The sequence below is a fragment of the Planococcus sp. SE5232 genome (assembly GCF_050686535.1).
Taxonomy (GTDB): domain Bacteria; phylum Bacillota; class Bacilli; order Bacillales_A; family Planococcaceae; genus Planococcus.
Window position 1 is genome coordinate 897,083 of record NZ_JBOGCP010000001.1, and the last position, 17,205, is coordinate 914,287.

Consider the following 17,205-nt stretch of genomic DNA (forward strand, 5'->3'; position numbering starts at 1 on the left):
TAAAGTAAAGGAGCAATGAGAAACATAATCCTTAAGGAGGAAAGAGCACATGACAAATGTCCTGCAAAACAAGAAATTCATCGCTTCGGCAATCGCTGTAACTATGGTGGCTTCCGCAGTTTCAACCGTATCTGCTGATGCGGCGAAATTTGAAGATGTTTCCGACCGTTACGTGAAAGCGGTTAATTTTTTGGTTGAAAACGGCATTACGAATGGTATTTCTGAAACACATTACGGTACGGCTGACAATATTAAGAGACAGGATGCAGCTGTGATGATTGCCCGCGCAATAGGATTCAATTCAAGCCAGGATTTTAAAGATTCAGGATTCACTGATGTTCCGGCTTCTGCTAAATGGGCTGTAGATGCTTTGGTACAGGCTGGAATTGTCCACGGCAAGACGGAGAAACGTTTCGGTGCCACTGATTTACTGACACGGAATGAGCTTTCCAAAATTTTGGCAAGTGCGGCCAAATATGATATAGACGACAAAGTGACAAAAACACAGTTTACAGATGTGAATGCGAAATTCGCAAAATATGTAGACGCGTTGCTTAAAAATGGCATTACAGTCGGGAAGACGGAAAAACAATTTGGTGCTGAACAAAACCTGACACGTGGAGAAATGGCCTTGTTCATTTTCCGTGCTAAAGACGATTTGAAGAATGAGTTGTTCTCGATGTCATTGATGCATACAAATGATACGCATGCGCGCCTGGATTCAGCTCCTAAAAGAGTGACGGCAGTAAAGGAGTTCCGTGAAAAAAATCCGGATGCTTTATTGCTGGATGCAGGTGATGTATTCTCGGGAACATTGTATTTCAACGAATTTACTGGAGAACCAGACGTGAAAATGATGAATTTGATGAAGTACGATGCGATGACCTTCGGAAATCACGAATTTGATCTGGGTTCTTCTGAAGAAGGGCATCAGGCGCTGAAAGAATTTGTCGAAGCGGCAGAATTCCCGTTTGTAGCTGCGAACGTTGATTTCTCAAACGATCCGCTATTTGACGGGTTGTTCCAGACGAAGATTCCGGCAGAGGCTGCCTCAGGCAATATCTACTCAGGAATCGTGAAGGAAATCGATGGCGAGAAAGTTGGGATTTTCGGACTCACAACGAAGGATACTGCAGACATTTCCAGTCCTGGAGAAATCACGTTTTCTGATTATATTGCAGAAGCGAAGCAAATGGTCGCTGAATTTGAAGGAATGGGGATCGATAAAGTCATAGCCCTTACCCATATCGGCTTTGATGATAATGCTGCAATCGATAACGATCAGGAATTGGCGAAAGCGGTTGAAGGCATCGACGTTATCGTGGGTGGCCACACGCATACAGAGCTTTCTGATCCAGTTTTGGTAAATGAGTTTGACGCCCCGACCATCATTGTCCAAACAGGACAGTATGGCGATAACCTGGGAACATTGAATGTGGAATTCGATGATCAAGGGGAAGTCTACGCATACGCGGGTGAGCTGGTCGAAATTGATGCGCAAGCCGAAGATGCAGAAGCTGTAGAAATTCTAGAGCCTTATGCAACAAGAGTGAAGGAAATTGAAGAAGAAGAGACAACAGCTGTTGCTGTGGAGCCGCTTTTAAATCCGCGTACAGGTGATACAGGCAACACAACTGGAGTGAGTGTTCGCAAAAATGAAACCCCATTAGGCAATATCATCACAGATGGCATGCTTGCAAAAGCAAGAGACTATAGCCCGGAAACAGTGATGGCTTTCCAAAATGGCGGCGGAATCCGTTCAGCTATTGATGCGGGGCCAATCACAGTGGGAGAAATCATTGCTGTTTTGCCGTTCGGCAACACATTGGCGACCATGGACTTGACTGGTACTGAAATTAAACAGGCATTTGAAATCAGTGTCGGCCAATATCCAAACGAAAATGGCGGTTTCCTGCACGTCTCTGGAGCAGAAATTCAATTTGATGCTACAAAACCTGCAGGCTCGCGAATTGTATCCATTACATTTGTAGATGAAGCTGGAACTGAAACGCCTCTAGTAGAATCAGAGACATATAAAGTGGCAACAAATGCTTTTACCGCTAAAGGCGGAGACGGTTATGATGTTCTGGCTCAGGCATACGCTGAAGGCCGTGCCATTGATTTGGGAATTTCGGATTGGATCAATTTCCAGGAAGAACTGGAGCGGATCGGCCAAGTGACACCGGAAGTTGAAGGGCGCATCGTTGAAGTGAACACGCCTCAATAACTTCACAGCTTCATAAATTTAAAAAAAGCTCCGCCCTCTTTTGGGGGCGGAGCTTTTTTGCGTGGGTCTTTATGTGGAGAAAGAAATCTTGAGATCTTATAGAACATGCGCTTATTGCTGCACAGATGGGGTGTTTAGCAGGGGGCGGTTTTCCTTAAAATATAAGCGAAATACCTAGTTTTTACATTAATTTGTAAAGAAAAAATCCATGAAAAAATATTAACAAAATCCAAAACACTAACGTATAGTGAAGAAAAAACGGAAGACTTTAGACTCATTAGTATAGAAAAATCTGATTCCAAATAATCACAAATAGGTTAAAAGTTACATAGAATTTACTGAAGGTATGGTTTAAAGTATGGATTAACAATAATATTTAGGGGGCAAATAAGTTTGAAAAAGTGGATAATTTTACTATGTATAGCATTGATTTCTTCAGTGATAGTTCCTATGAGCCATGTGAATGCAAATACCAGTTTTAAGGATGTCGGTGCCAGTCACCGAGCCGCAGCGGAAATTGCTTATCTAGTGAACAAGAACATCATCAATGGGGTTACGTCCACCCAGTTTGTTCCTGATAGAGAAGTGACAAGAGGAGAAGCTGCTGCCATGCTGGGCAGATCATTGGGGTTGAATGGCGAAAAACGCGCAACTAGCTTCAAAGATGTTGCAGCTGGAAATATGGCTTCAGGCTATATAGTAGAACTTGTCAATAAGAAAGTCATCAGCGGATATGGAGACGGTACGTTCCGTCCTAACGCAAAACTAGATCGTGGCGAAATGGCCATTTTGATCAACCGTGCTTATAACTTAGGGGGTACGAATTCTTCAGACTCTGCTAAAATTCTGATGGATAAAGGCATTGCACAAGGGATGGCTGATGGAAGCTTCGGAGGCAATGTAACGATTATCCGTTCTGATTTCGCCGTATTCCTGGCTAGAACCATCAATGCTGATTTTCGTGTCAAAACCGGAGATACATCCATCTTTAAAACAACGCAATATGTAAGCGTAGGTTCAAGTACATTGAACATCCGCTCAAAACCGCAAGTCGTCAATTCGCCTTCTAACGTCATCGGCAAGCTTAGCCACGGCCAAATGGTCAGTGTTGCAAGCTACACGGGCAACTGGGCATACATTAAAGCCGGAAACTTGATCGGCTATGTCGATAAATCCTATTTGAAATCTGCAAAACCGGCGGCAGTACTGCCAGCTCCACCTCCAGCTGCCGGAAAAGATCTTACAATCATCATTGATCCAGGACATGGCGGAACAGATCCAGGAGCTAGTGGTTTTGGGTTCCTTGAAAAAAATGTCGCTTTAAATGTCAGTAATCACATGAAGTCTTATTTTGATAAGACGCCGATTCAAGTCGTAATGACGCGTACTGGAGACACTTATCCAAGCTTGACGCAACGTGCGGAATTTGCGAAAAAATATGGTGGTGACATATTTGTCAGTGTTCATACCAATGCGTTCAACAAATCGGCCAATGGCCAAGAGTCATTCTATTATGGTTCAACTTCTGCGACCAATCCTTATGTAACTCAATCAAAAGTGTTGTCCATCTATATGCAAGCACGTATGCAGGAAGCTTGGCCACTTGTTAATCGTGGAGTGAAACAAGGAAACCTGGCAGTTCTTCGCCAAAACACTGTACCTGCAACGCTTATTGAAATGGGCTTTATCGACAGCGATGTCGATATTAAGTACATCCGTTCTGATGCGCATCGCAAGAATATGGGAAGAGCCCTTTATCTGGCAAGCCTTGACTTCTACTATCATTACCATGGCCGCACTGATTTGGGCCAGTATTACAGCGTAGCTGATTCTTCACCAAGTAAACGACTGCATTAATCGTCCAGATCCATCCGTGCAGCTCGATCTTTCCTTGCCAAAAACTCCACTGCCCAATGTGGCGCGGTGGAGTTTTTGTTTTCAAAGCAAAATAAAACCTAAACTCGATAAATTTACTTCAAAAAATTTACTGCAAAATGATTAGTAAGACGGGGTTCTAAAAGACCTTATATATCCTCTTATTGGTATAAATAAACAAAAAAATGAAACTTGTTACATAAATGTAATGCAAATGTAACAATAACTGTTAGAATTGTCTGCTAAAATCAAAAATAGATTAAGAATACAAAAAAACATGATTCAGTGCCTGATCAGCATTTTGGGTCCAAAAAACAATAAGAGGTGACAAATTGAAGAATCGCATATTGCTCATAATGATGATGGTACTATTATTCTCAGTAATCAGTCCTTTTACAGCCACTGAAACTAAGGCAGCAGCACCAGACGACATTGCCAGTTATGCTCTTAAATTTAAAGGCACACCTTACAAATTTGGTGGAACCACTACAGCAGGATTTGATTGTTCAGGCTACATCCTACACGTATTCAAGAACTTCGATATTTCATTGCCAAGAACGTCAGCCGAACAATTTAATGTCGGGACCAGCGTTTCGAAAAGCAATCTTCAAAAAGGTGATTTAGTATTCTTTGCCGATACATATAAGCCAGGAATTTCCCATACAGGAATTTACTTGGGGGATGGCGATGTGATCTCAGCGGAAAGTAAAGGTGTGGCAATTTCAAACATCAACACCAATCCTTACTGGGGCCCGAAATACGCAGGAGCTAAACGGTTAAGTGGGGTTAAAAGTGTTACTGCACCAATTCAAGCCTCACTGCCTCCGGTCACAAATGGCAACTTCGTAGATGTGGCTTCATCACATCCAGCATATGAAGCGATTAAATCGTTGAATGTTTCAGGAATCATCAACGGTTTCGAAAAACAGGATTTCCGTCCAAACGAATCCATCACTCGCGGACAAGCGGCTGCAATGGTCAACCGCGTACTGGAGCTGCAACCATCAGGTGCTGTCAACTTCAGTGATGTATCCACATCACATCGATTCGCTAAAGACATAGCGGCGATGAATGAATCCGGTATTATTCTCGGATACACAAACGGTGCATACGGAGTAGACGATACTTTAACAAAAACACAATTAGCTGTCATTCTCGAGCGGGCATTTAAAATGTCTGAGTCGACTCAAGCGCAAGCTAAAACTTCATCTGTTAAATACCTGGATATTCCATCAACATTCTGGGCGCACAAACACATCGTTACGTTAAAGGCGATTGATCAGACAACAGTCTTCCAAACATCAAGATATTACGAAACGAAAAATGCAAATCGTTCAGAATTTGCAGCAGCTTTATACAGTTCAATGATGGTTAAATAAATATCAAGAAGAACAGGGCCTTCCGGTATCATATGGGAGGTCCTTTTTTGATGCAATGCATAGGTATAAAGTTATGGTTTGAAAGTCTATTTTTAAATGCGGTTACAAAGAATTAGGCACAAGGAGCGTATTTTAAAGTATTCCCATATTTACCTTCTTTAAAACATATTTTTACTATAAACTGTTTATAAAAGAGTATTTTATTGGTAACTAATGAACTTTTAGGCTGATAGAGAGAAGAAAGAATACCTATATTGCACAAGCCAATCAATCAGAACTTACAGGGGGCCCACATGAAGACAATCACTCGGTTAGCAGTTATCATTTTATTAATTTCCGGAGTTTTCGGTTTTGCATCAACCAGCCAGGCGACCGATATCGTACCCGGCAGCGCGTTGGAAAAAGAAATGAAAGAAATGGTGGAAAGAGGGATTTTATCGGGTTACAAGGATGGCTCGTATAAACCGACAGCCAGTGTGACACGCGAGCAATTCGCTGCATTCATTAACCGTGCATTGAATTTGCCGGCGGGGATCCATCCGTTTAAGGACGTACCAAAAAACTCTAGCCTTTCAAATGAAATCGGTGCTGCCTACAGTGCCGGACTAATGGTCGGAGTTACAGAAAGTACATTCCGTCCGACTGCCAATATCACACGTGAGCAAATGGCCCAAACCTTGAAAAATGTGTTGGCGTACCAAGAGATGGAATTAGTGGAAGAGCGCATTGAGTTTTCGGATGCTGATAACTTTGTTTCTTCTGGTGGAATTCGTGCCGTATTCAATATCGTCCACTACGGCATTACGGAAGGGATTCCGGATGGCAAAGGCGGATTGAAATACGGACCGAAAGACATCGCCAGCCGTGAACAGGCAGCAGCTTTCATCTATCGCTTCCTTCTGGCTCATGAAGAAGCCAGTGCACCACCGATTCTCCCGGATGTACCGAATGACGGATCAGCCTATTACCTAGGCTATGTCGACAATGGCGTACTGGTGAAACAGCAATACGGCCACAAGGAGTATCAGTTGGCTGCAGAATCATTCAAGAATGTTCCGACTGCCCAAGCAATCTTTAAAGGGGATGAAATTATCCGGATTAAGAGCGGACTCGCTTATGGAAATCGTGTCTCAGGAAGCGGCGTAAAAGAAGTAACGACCATCTATTATGATTCCCAGTTCACCAAACAAGCCACATACATCGAGCATGGCAGAGAGCTCCGCTATATCGATGCCAATGCGGAATTTGTCAAAGTACAAGTAGGCGGAACAATCGGCTTTGCCAAACACAGCGAAGTGGATTTTGTTCCTTCTGAATTGATCACGAGCCGTGATTATTACTTGAAAAATCAGTGGGGCACTTTAGAGCATCATCAATACAATTACGTCACCAAAACCCGTGCCAGCCATTCAATCGGGCCAGCACCGTCAGAAATGGCGACGGGAGTGAAATACTATAGTAAAGATGGCGTCCATTTTGCAAACGAAGCGGGAGTCACCCAGTTTGTCCATTACCCTTATTTCCAGTATCAATCGGTTCGGACCAAAACCAATTATACGGCTGCACAACTGGATCAATTCGTCATGAACAGATTAAAAGGGGTGACCACCTCATCCGGAACATACAAAGATGCTGTAACGAGATCAAAACTGATCGGCAAAGGCAAATACTTCATAGAAATGCAGAACAAATATAATATCAATGCCCTGTTCATGTTAGCGGCAGCAATGCACGAAAGTGCTTATGGCATGAGCGCCAATGCACAAACCAAAAATAACCTTTTCGGAATTCGTGTCTTTGATGGATCGCCTCACGAAGGCACCGTCTATTCGCAGCCTGAAGGCAGCATTGATGCTTTCGCCCGTGAATACATGAACCGCAATTATGCGAATCCACTTGGCGGATACGCAAATGGCGCAAGTCCAGGCAACAAGACCACGGGGTTTAATGTCAGCTATGCATCAGATCCGACATGGGGCGCTAAAGTAGCCGGGCACATGTTCCGCGCTGACTTGGAGTTAGGCAAAAAAGACATCGGCCAGCATAAATTGGGAATCACCAATACCGCTTCCACCAATGTCAGAAACGCACCAAACGGCCCAACCGTGCTGTATCAATTCAAACGCTCGGAACTTGGCGTCAACAACGCCTTCGGTTACCCGGTCGTCATCTTAGGCTCTCAACAAGCAAGCGACGGCTACATCTGGTACCAGGTCATCTCCGACTTGAACCCGGACACTGACACCAATAAAGGCGTCGGATGGATCCGTTCAGATCTGGTTGATGAAATCAATTAATAACGAATAGCAAGAAAACAAAAGACGTTTCGGAGCTTATCCGAAACGTCTTTTTTTAGCTTGTTTAGATATAGAAGGGGGAAGAAATCGCTTCAGAAGGACGCTTTCCTGCGGGCTTGCGCCGAACTAACTCGTGCTAAACGCCCGAGTGGATTTCGGCACTTCGCTGTCCCGCTGGAGTCGCCGTCTTCCGCGTTTTCTTCTAGACGTCTTCTTGTAGTAGGGAGTGTGAAGTGTTTGGAGTAGGTTTCTACAAGGAGGAGAGGGGTGAGAATGGGCAATATTATTCTTATGCTTTCCATGTAAAAAAGTAGGCATCCTGGATGAGGGGAGCAGAATGTTCACTTTTTTGAACTATCCATTGTTGTTCGCTATCTATTAAGTACATAATAGATAGCGAACATAGCAGCAGGTGGAAGCTTGCCTGCTGTCTATCCTAGTAACTTTCAAATGTTGGATTCTTAGCTAAATAGTTAAGGCGGCTACCTAAACTTTTCACGCCCCTACCTGAACTTCTCATTCTCTATCTGCATTCACGAATTTCTCAAAGTGCACCCATCCGAATGGAAGCGGTTCGCAGGCGAACCGCCACTGAAAAGAATTTACACAAAGAAAAAAAAGGGCTCACGTAGAAACGTGAACCCTTCTGCTTATAACTTTGCTTACTTACATAGAAGCATTTCATAATTCAAGATTACAAAGCGAAGGCGCGTGCACCACCGCTGCCGAGCGTTTCCAGACCCCCACTCCACCTACCACCAACCAGAAAAGTAGGCTGCTGCGTATGAAAAAACACCCAGCGCCGGCGAGTCACAGGAGGGGACGGAGCGATAAGACTGGCAAGCGAAGCGCTAGCCTGGCTTATCGCGGGAGTCCTCTCCCAAGCGTCCGAAGCGACTCTAGAATCATTGGAAACTTTCATCAATCACCAAGTGAAGGCGCGTGCACCACCGCTGCTGAGCGTTTCCAGAACCTCACTCCACCTACCATCAAACAAAAAGCAGGTTGCTGCGTATGAAGAAAAACCAAGCGCCGGCGCGTCACAGGAGGGGACGGAGCCATAAGACTGGCAAGCGAAGCGATGCCCGGCTTATGGCGGGAGTCCTCTCCCAAGCGTCCGAAGCGATTGATAGAGTCCACTAAAAAACACCACTCACAGAATCATTCAGATCTATTCCATTCACCAAGCGAAGGCGCGTGCCCCACCGCTGCCGAGCGTTTCCGGAACCCCACTCCACCTACCACCAAACAAAAAGTAGGTTGCTTCGTATGAAGAAACACCCAGCGCCGGCGCGTCACAGGAGGGGACGGAGCCATAAGACTGGCAAGCAAAGCGCTGCCCGGCTTATGGCGGGAGTCCTCTCCAAAGCGTCCGAAGCGACTGATAGAACCCACAAAAAACATCAGCACTCTCAGAATCATTCAACACTGCTCCGCTCTCAAAGCGTCCGAAGCGACTTCTAGAACTACTATAAAACCACAAAACCTATTCCATCAAACTAGTAACCTTCTCAATCAGCTCAATATTTTCATTCTCCAAATACCCGAGCTTCGACTCGATCATTTCATCAAAATAAACATTCCGTTCCATGCCAAGCTCCTCCAGCAGCAACTGCGTCTCCAGCAGATCCAACAACGTCAGTTGAGGATAATCGTCACCGCTGAACGTTCCATCAGGGCGCGCCTGGTACCACAAGTCTCCAGTTTCCCGGATCCAGCCGCCTTCTTCCTGATTAAACTCTTCAATGCCCACAGTCACTTGCTCAGCTGCCTCCAGATACTCGGCATCGCCAGTATCGCCGTAAGCCTGAAGCAAAATCTTCAGCCCGCCCAGCTCATGGTTCAAAGAAGCGTGGGTCAGCGGCGTACCGTCATCTTCATCAAAATAATCAACGATCAAATAACCGTTAGCTGTTGGAAGGATTTGCTCCTCTTCTACCTGGCTCAACAAATAATCAGCATAGGTTTCCACAGCCAGCCCATCCTGCTCAATTTCGTCATCATAAAGCCGGGCAGTTTCATCCAGGTAAAAAGCGACATATTCGTTATAACGGGTATCGACATAAGGCGCAGTCACTTCATAAGCGTTTTTGAGCCAGGTGCTGGTGTATTCGGTAGGCCAACGGGAACCGTCAAACTCAGCCAGGTAATACAGCAGGTTGACGCGTGAATTCAAAATCATCGTTTCGTGAAAAGCGGAAGGGTCTTTCTCATTCCAGCGCATAGCCTCGTCATCTTCAAAACGGCCGATGGCACGGCCATACCCCATTTTCGTGCTGGGTTCGATGGAGAACGGCAATTTCGTGAAAGGACCATCCGTCGTCAACCAATTCAATTGGACGGTTTGATTGTGCAGGGAATGATCGATCCATTCCTCTTCCGATTCCGTTGACGAAAAAAGCGGGCTTTCCGAAATCATCGCCCATGATTCGGCAAGATGGACCGGCCGCAGCCAAAATTCCTTCACAATAGAGTTTTCTGTAACCTCCAGGTTAGTCACTTCCTTGGAAAGTTCCCGGAGGTGGCTGCTTGTGCCGTCTTCATAGGAAGCTTGCATTTTCTTTGAAAGATAGACATTGCTTTGAAGAAGCTCAAACTCAGCGCCTTTCAATGTACCGAACGGATTGACCGTGGCGTCGACGCCGAATACGTCATGGTATTCGTGTTCCACGACAGTCGGATTCCAGCTGGTGAATTCGTGGTCTTCTAGGCCAATCATGGTCACAGTAGCAGGGAAGAACAGCCAGCTGCTATTTTCCAATCGTTCGAAAAGGAATTTAGAACCATTGCCCAAAGTCCGTTCGGTTATTTCAATAAAACCGATGGTCAAACCGAATAATTCGATGTCTGCGCGCTGGCTGACGTCCTGGGTGTTTTCCAGGGTCCGTTCGGTTTGGTCAGGAGCAGTGACGGTCAATAATGCCGGCAATTCGATGAACACATCAAATTCGTCGCCTTGGTAGATCATATAGTCTTCTTTCATCAGGATAAAAGCGGTAAATAACAGCAGCGCGGTCAGCAAAAAGATGCCGACTCCCCAAATGGCTTTCTTTAACACATCATCACCCTTTCTTTTTGCGTTTGATCAATCCGATAAAGCGCCGGAATCCAGCTGGGTGCATAAATCGCAGCAATACACCGTAAACGATAACGCCAACTGGGACAAGGACGGCAAGTTGGACAAGTGCGGGCCATTCCGTAGCTGAAAAGGCCGTTTTCACTCCCCAAACCGCAAATCCCATCGCGGCAGCAGGAACGATGACGCGAACCGCCATCGATAAAAAACGTTTGAATTCCTGCATGCCCAAATCCTTGTACACCACGATCATCGATAAGGTGAAATAGTAAACGGAGACGACGGATGCAGCAAAGGCCAAAGCCAAGTAGCCATAATCATCCACCAGGAACCAGTTCAACAGGAAGTTCAATGCGACGGTGGTGACAGAGATACGGAACACGACAGCGGTTTTTCCGCGCGCATACATCGATTTCGACAGCATTAGCTGCATGCCTTGGAAAATGATGATCGGCAAGTAGAACAGCAAGGCCATATAAGTATAGTCTGCATCTTGGGCCGTAAAGGCGCCGCCTTCATAGATAAAGGAAATGAGGGCGTCTCCGATCACCAGCAAGCCGACGGAAATCGGCACAAGCGTCACGAACGAAATTTCCATGCCCAAGAACAAGGTATCCTTAAATTTCGCTTGATCCGTTGCCTGTTCCGACATCAACGTGAAAATGATGGCGGCTAAAGTGGCTGCGTAAATCGCGTTGGGAATACTGATGATCAAGGAAGCGTTATTCAAATAAGTGACAGCGGCTTCGATGGTTCCCGAAGCGAAGGCTTTGTTGACGAATAAATTCACTTGCCCGACCACAGAGTTCAAGAGGGAAGGGATGATCAGGATGATGAAGGCTTTCCGGAAATCAGATTCCATCTTCAACGTCGGTTCCCATTTGTAATTAGATTTCACTAAATAATACAGCTGGATAATAGCACCGATAATGGTCCCGACCACAAACCCGTAGGCAAGTGCATAGATGCCCCAAATGTCACTGAACAGCAGGGCGAACACAGCGGACATGAACGTCGCGAGCAGTTTGGAAACAAGTGTCGGGACGAAAATGCGGCGTGATTGCAGATAGGATTCCAACAGCCCCGCAAGTGCGATAAAGGTCATGAAGATGAAGAAGACTTCAGTCATCTCGATGGCAATCAGTTCAGTTGCCGGCAGCATATTGCCGTAAATGAACGGCACAAGCCAGCCCGCAGTGGACCAGCCTACGACTGAAACACCGATAAACAGCAGCATCGTCCAATTTAAAAGGGCGTTGGCGTTGCCATCGGTGAGGTCCATCTTGTTCTGGCGCCGCTTGATGTAGAGCGGCAGGAAGACATTATTGAAGCCGGTGGCGATCATGGCCACCACTAAAGTGATAAAAGAAAAAGCCAGGAAATAAGCGTCTGTTTCAGCAGAAGCCCCAAATTCACGGGCGACAATCGATTCGCGCAGCAAACCCGATAATTTCAATAAGAGGGCCAGACCCGTGGTCCAGATGGCTGCTTTTTTAAGACTGGACATGAATTCACTTCTTTCTCAACAAAAAGCGGCTGGCTCAAAATAGAGAGCCGGCCACTTTTTCTTTGGATACTCAGTTTTTTGTCAGCGCTTCTTGGTAAATCTTTTCGTATTTTTCGGCAGCTGCAAAATGGGAATACTGCTCGATGATTTTTGTGCGTGCTGCTTTGGCCAGCTTTGCGCCTTCTTCAGGGTTTGCCAATAAATAGATCATGGCATCTGACAGCTGTTCGACATTTTTCTCTTCAACTAAGAGGCCGTCTTTGTTGTGGTCGACGATTTCCTTCAGTCCGCCTACTGCACAGGCGATCAGCGGAATGCCCGATCCCATGGCTTCCAGAGCGGAAATGGAGGTCGCTTCTTCAACGCCGGCAGAATAGATGGAAGGGACCAATGCAATATCACTTAATGCATAATACTGGATCATGTCCTTATGATCGACTGCTCCAAGCATGGTGACATTCTTGTCGATGCCCAGCTCTTTTGCTTTTGCCTTCATCTGATCCATCATTTCGCCGGTTCCCGCAAAGACCAGCCGGGCATTCGGGTATTTCTCCAATACTGGAGGGAAGGAGAGGATCGGATAGATGACGCCGTTTTTCTTCGTCAATCGGCGGGGGATGAAGAAAATCAATTCATCCTGTGCGATGCCGTATTTATTGCGGAATTCTTCGCGGCGTTCAAGTTCCGGTTTGAAATCCTCCACATCGATGAAGTTTTTGATCATCGACGCTTCGACGCCGGCTTCGCGCTTGATGTATTCTTTGATGCGCGTATCGACGGTAATGACGGCGCGCGTTTTTTTGTACATGCTGTTTTCCACATCCAGCAGTTTCTGCGCATGCTTACTGCCTTCAGCTACCGAGCCTTTGGAAATGCCTTCGTAAGTCAAATAGCCGTGGGTCGTCGTGACTGTCGGCAAACCGACATTTAGGGAAGCGCGTGTCGCGAATACATCCTGGCCATTGATGATGTCGAAGGATTTGTATTTGTCGTCCTTCAAAATCTGTTCCAGAAATTCCTGGCGGCGATTCAAAGTCCAGACATAGCCGGCTCCAAGCGAAGCTTTGTTTAATAAGAACGAAGGGCCGCGGGCTATAAAGTCACGGCGCCATTTCGGCACGTCGGAAAAAGAAAGGGTTTCGACTGTATGCCCTAAGTTTTCAAGGCCCGTCTTCAACGTCGTCATATGGGTAGAAAGTCCACCAAGATGGGGGTAATCGTAAGTTGTCGCCAATAGAATTTTCATTTTACAGTTCCTTCCTGAAAAGCTTATTTCACAAAATTTTCCTGCAACAATTCGATATTGCGCATCGCTTCAGCGTGAAGCTTCGCTACGTTCGGTTTCATAACCTGCTGCGCCTGTGCTTTGTTGTCCAATAGGTATAACGCGTTGGCCAATAGTTTAGTTTCATCGATCTCCCCTAAACGGAAAGAATAATCCCACATGCCCGAACGTTTCAGGAAGCTTTCCACTTTCTTGTCGTAGCTGAACCCGAGATGGGGCACATTCGACAAGGCCGAGAAAATCAGCGCGTGAAGGCGCAGGCCAACTGTCAATTCTGCATGGCGAATGAAATTCAAGAACTCATTCGGCGTGAAATCAGAACCCAGCAAATGGGTCTTGTCTGCGTGCTTCATCTTGGACATGACATCTTTTGAAGCAGGAACGTCATATTTTCCTTCCATTGGAACGAAGACAGGGGTAACGCCGCGCTGTTCGATCAATTGATCCAGCAAATGGGCGGTTTTTTCAATATAATCCGGATGGCTGAACCATGGACGGACCGTAACGGCGACAATCTTCTCGTCTCCAGTCAACGGCAGGGATTGGTAAGCGCGATCTTCTTCGTCCGCTTTAAAAGCGAAGACGATGTCCGCGGTCACGACCGTTTCCGGACGGGTCACGCCGAGCTTCTTCAAGTAATCTTTCGAATACTGATCGCGTACGGTGATGAAATCTGCGCGGTTCGCAAACAGCTTCATGAGGATCTTGCCCCATGTCGATGTTACAGGGCCGATTCCTTGGGAAAAGAACATCACTTTTGTGCCGCACATTTTAGCCAGCATGACAATCAGTAAATAATAGGGAAGGGGACCAAATAAGAATTTCGTAGGGTATGTATCCTGCAGCAAGCCGCCGCCTCCGGAAATCATCAAATCCGCATCCCGCAAAGCTTTCACTTTTTCTTTGTTTTCACGTCTCCATGCCCGGTACACCGATTTGACACCATATTCTTTCGCTGTCTGGTCGGGCGATAAAGAAAATACAGTAATATCTGGGTCGGTCAATTCTGCTCTCAAATTATCAATAATCGCTTTCAGGATGGCTTCATCGCCTGTATTGCCCAATCCATAAAAGCCGGATAGTACTATTTTCACACTGTTTCCTCCTCAAACTAAAGCTCGCAAGCCTTGTCCTTGCTAAATTCTATCACTTGTTAAACAGCCTATGCAACTACTGTTAGAATCTGCTATACTAATAAAATTGAAAGCTAGTGAATAGAGGGTTCGAATGATGAAAGAAAGCTATTTAGGGGTGAATGTTTCACCTCTCTCATATGAAGGTATAATAGAAGATTTAAGAAAAAGAATTTCGAATGGCGATCAGTCCACCATCATAGCGGTGAATCCGGAAAAAGTCATCGCCGCTGAACGTGATCCGAAAGTCAAAGAGCTGATCAACTCATCAACGTACCAGATCGCTGACGGCATCGGAATCCTGCTCGCTGCAAAAATAAAAGGCGGCCAGATCACGTCACGCGTCACAGGTGTGGACATGATGGCGAAGCTTTTGGAGTTTGCCACAGATGAAGGACACCCTGTGTATTTTTACGGTGCAAAAGAAGAAGTCGTCACGAAAGCAATCAGCAGCATCGAGCAGACCCATCCGGAAATAATCATTGCAGGCTATACCAACGGCTATGAAAAAGATGAAGATGCTTTGATTGAACGCATCAACCGCAGTGGAGCAAAAGTTATTTTTGTGGCACTCGGCAGCCCCAAGCAGGAATTGTGGATTCAACGCAACATGGGACGCCTCAAAAACGTCCAAGTATTCCAGGGGGTCGGCGGAAGCTTTGATGTCTTTTCAGGAACCGTCAAGCGGGCACCTGCACTTTTCCGCAAACTCGGAATCGAGTGGCTGTACCGGCTGATCTCCAGCCCATCCCGCATCAAACGGCAGATGAACTTGCCGATCTTTTTAATGAAAGTATTGCGATCACGCTAAAGGAGCTAATGTAAAAATGAAGAAGTCTATCTGTGTTGTCGGTCTGGGCTATATCGGTTTGCCGACAGCGGTTATGTTTGCCAATCACGGACATCAGGTCCATGGTGTGGATATCAATGAAAAAGCAGTTCAAATGATTGGAAATAAAGAACTTCATATAGAAGAGAACGGATTATTGGAACGTCTGGAAACAGCAATCGACAAAGGTGCAATGACAGTCGGCACCAAACCGGTGGCAGCGGATGTCTTCATCATTGCCGTTCCGTCTCCGATCAATCCGGATAAAACAGCGGAGCTTGAATATGTCCGTCAAGCGACAGCTTCCGTTGTTCCTTTTTTGAAAAAAGGAGATCTGGTTGTGCTCGAATCGACAGTTCCCCCAAAAACGGTCGAAAATGTCATGCTTCCGGAATTGATCCAATCCGGTCTGGAAATCGGAACGGAATTATTCGTTTCCCATTCACCTGAACGCGTCATTCCAGGCAAAGTTTTCGCGGAATTGGTTTCGAATGACCGCATTATCGGCGGCATCAACGAAGAATCAGCCCGCGTCACATCGGATCTGTATCGCTCGTTTGTAGAAGGTGCTATGCACGAAACCGACACGACGACTGCTGAACTTGTAAAAGTCATGGAAAACACATACAGAGATGTCAACATCGCGTTCGCCAATGAATTGGCGATGATTGCGCAAAACATCGGCGTGAACATTTGGGAAGCCATCAAATTGGCGAATTTCCACCCGCGCGTCAATATCCATACGCCAGGCCCGGGAGTCGGCGGACATTGCATCGCCGTCGATCCATGGTTCCTTGTTGAACTGGATCCCGAGAAATCGAAGATCATCCACCTGGCGCGCAAGACAAATGATGGCATGCCATCGTATACGGCTCAGCTGACTGCTAGTATCCTTGAAGCCAAAGGCATCACTAATTCGAAAATCGCTATTTTCGGTTTGGCCTTCAAGGGCAATATCGACGACATGCGCGAAAGCCCGTCACTGGAAGTGGTCGAGCAGTTCACTCACCGGAACTTTAACGTAACGGCGTACGACCCGCATATCAAAGTCAACAACATCGCCGAACAGACGCAAAATGCGGAAGAAGCTTTAAAAGACGCATCCGCGTTGGTCATTTTGACAGAACACCAAGTGTTCAAGGATCTAGACCCAACGACGTTGACATCGATGAAAAACAAAATCGTCGTCGATACCAAAAACTGTGTAGACCGCGCGAAGTGGGAAGCAGCCGGTTTTGACGTATACGTACTTGGAGATTCGAAGAACTGAAGGTAAGGGTAGAAGAAATCGCTCTAGGCGGACAAGACATTGGCCGAAGGGAGTTCGGACAGTGTCTTTGCGACGAAGCAGCGAAGCGATGCAGGAGCAGAGCTACTGCAAGATGCCCCTTTCGCAGGAGCCGCCGGTTTTCCGCCGCCTTCCGCTCATTCTTCTAAGAGTCATTCACATAGTAGTATATGCAAAGTATAGATTTTATAAAAACTTAAAAAAATTACGCCCGCTTCGATTTCAACAAATCACTTAGCGCCGGCGCGTCCACGGGCTGGGCGAAGCAAGAAGACAGGCGTCCTTTGCCTGGCTTTTTGCGGGAGCCTT

10 protein-coding genes are annotated in these 17,205 nt (G+C 46.1%); 6 read left to right on the forward strand and 4 right to left on the reverse strand.

From position 1 onward, the window contains the following. Window positions 1-49: 49 nt before the first annotated feature. From ACRC6Q_RS04300 to ACRC6Q_RS04315, 4 genes are all read left to right on the forward strand, one after another. Window positions 50-2,227 carry a 5'-nucleotidase C-terminal domain-containing protein gene (locus ACRC6Q_RS04300; protein WP_431465873.1) on the forward strand — a complete coding sequence of 726 codons (2,178 nt, stop codon included), beginning with the start codon at window positions 50-52 and terminating at the stop codon, window positions 2,225-2,227. Window positions 2,228-2,620: 393 nt separating this feature from the next. Further along, entirely contained in the window at window positions 2,621-4,084 is a 1,464-nt protein-coding gene (locus tag ACRC6Q_RS04305) for an N-acetylmuramoyl-L-alanine amidase (RefSeq protein ID WP_223634759.1), read from the forward strand. Window positions 4,085-4,434: 350 nt separating this feature from the next. Beyond that, window positions 4,435-5,481 carry a C40 family peptidase gene (locus ACRC6Q_RS04310; protein WP_223634757.1) on the forward strand — a complete coding sequence of 349 codons (1,047 nt, stop codon included), beginning with the start codon at window positions 4,435-4,437 and terminating at the stop codon, window positions 5,479-5,481. 293 nt (window positions 5,482-5,774) lie between these two features. Then, window positions 5,775-7,778, forward strand: coding sequence for an S-layer homology domain-containing protein (locus ACRC6Q_RS04315; protein WP_431465874.1), 2,004 nt, complete (start codon window positions 5,775-5,777; stop codon window positions 7,776-7,778). A gap of 1,486 nt (window positions 7,779-9,264) precedes the next feature. Here the strand turns inward: ACRC6Q_RS04315 and ACRC6Q_RS04320 are convergent. The 4 genes from ACRC6Q_RS04320 to csaB all read right to left on the reverse strand — a co-directional run bounded on the left by ACRC6Q_RS04320 (window position 9,265) and on the right by csaB (window position 14,740). Continuing rightward, complete coding sequence (locus tag ACRC6Q_RS04320) at window positions 9,265-10,836, reverse strand: hypothetical protein (protein WP_431465875.1); 1,572 nt, start codon at window positions 10,834-10,836, stop codon at window positions 9,265-9,267. Between the two features lie 4 nt (window positions 10,837-10,840). Continuing rightward, the gene (gene murJ / locus ACRC6Q_RS04325) at window positions 10,841-12,361 is read right to left on the reverse strand and encodes a murein biosynthesis integral membrane protein MurJ (protein WP_431465876.1); all 1,521 of its coding nucleotides are present in this window, start codon (window positions 12,359-12,361) and stop codon (window positions 10,841-10,843) included. A gap of 70 nt (window positions 12,362-12,431) precedes the next feature. Further along, on the reverse strand, window positions 12,432-13,607 hold the full coding sequence (locus ACRC6Q_RS04330; RefSeq protein WP_223634746.1) for a glycosyltransferase family 4 protein: 1,176 nt from the start codon (window positions 13,605-13,607) through the stop codon (window positions 12,432-12,434). A 23-nt stretch (window positions 13,608-13,630) separates the two neighbouring features. Then, on the reverse strand, window positions 13,631-14,740 hold the full coding sequence (gene csaB, locus ACRC6Q_RS04335) for a polysaccharide pyruvyl transferase CsaB (protein WP_223634743.1): 1,110 nt from the start codon (window positions 14,738-14,740) through the stop codon (window positions 13,631-13,633). Window positions 14,741-14,873: 133 nt separating this feature from the next. Between csaB and ACRC6Q_RS04340 the strand changes: the two genes are divergently transcribed. After that, window positions 14,874-15,590: a WecB/TagA/CpsF family glycosyltransferase gene (locus ACRC6Q_RS04340; protein WP_431465877.1), complete on the forward strand. Its 717-nt coding sequence runs from the start codon at window positions 14,874-14,876 to the stop codon at window positions 15,588-15,590. 16 nt (window positions 15,591-15,606) lie between these two features. Next, entirely contained in the window at window positions 15,607-16,878 is a 1,272-nt protein-coding gene (locus ACRC6Q_RS04345) for a nucleotide sugar dehydrogenase (RefSeq protein ID WP_223634737.1), read from the forward strand. Window positions 16,879-17,205: the final 327 nt, after the last annotated feature.